General features: G+C 30.5%; 1 protein-coding gene. It reads left to right on the plus strand.

What is annotated here, in order from left to right; genetic code table 11:
- Window positions 1-3: 3 nt before the first annotated feature.
- The gene (locus HMPREF2663_RS07750) at window positions 4-690 is read left to right on the plus strand and encodes a hypothetical protein (protein WP_070846146.1); all 687 of its coding nucleotides are present in this window, start codon (window positions 4-6) and stop codon (window positions 688-690) included.
- The last annotated feature ends 64 nt before the right edge of the window (window positions 691-754 follow it).

Consider the following 754-nt stretch of genomic DNA (forward strand, 5'->3'; position numbering starts at 1 on the left):
ATTATGACAACAACTACTTATCAAGGTACATCAAAAGACGTATGGAGTGTATTATTCGATAACAGAAAGTATAAAGATTTATTAGATGAAGTAAATAAATTAATTGAAGATACTAAACGTTTATACAAGCAAGGCTATCGTTTAGAGGCAATAGACGAACAACAAAAGCCCAAAGTTACTGAACTCGAAAATAAATTCAAACAGTTTGCTACAGATAGATTAAATGAAATAGAGCAACGCTGTAATGAGGTTGAAAAAGAAAGCCAACAAGATAATGTTAAAGATCCACAAACTGAAATTATTAAACGTCAGAATTTAGAAGCTAGATTATCATTCTATAACGATAATGAGATTGTAGACTACATCAATAGTAAAGATGTAACGAACACTGACATTTATGAATTAAGCTTGTTGCAACAAAAATATGACAATCAATTAAACGAATCACAACAACGTCAAGTTGCATTTAAACTCGAAGAATTAAAACAAGGTGTTTTATATCCATACACTACAAACGAAGAATACAAGAACTTAATGTTTGAATATAGCGTCATTAACCAAACAGGAATGGCTAAAACTGGTGTAGTTATTACTAAGAATGAACAGTATGGTGGCGTTGAAATTAAACCACTTACTGAACGTTATAAAAATGCGATTAATGAAGTGAAACAAAGTAACAATAGAAGATAATTAAACAATTTGCCTATCCTTAAATGGGTAGGCTCATTCTAGTTATAAGGAGTGATGATATGGA

This window comes from Staphylococcus sp. HMSC077D08, assembly GCF_001837945.1.
Lineage (GTDB): Bacteria > Bacillota > Bacilli > Staphylococcales > Staphylococcaceae > Staphylococcus > Staphylococcus epidermidis.

Coding starts and splice junctions, on each gene's coding strand:
- HMPREF2663_RS07750 (WP_070846146.1), top strand. CDS start 4: ATGACAACAACTACTTATCAAGGTACATCAAAAGACGTATGGAGTGTA.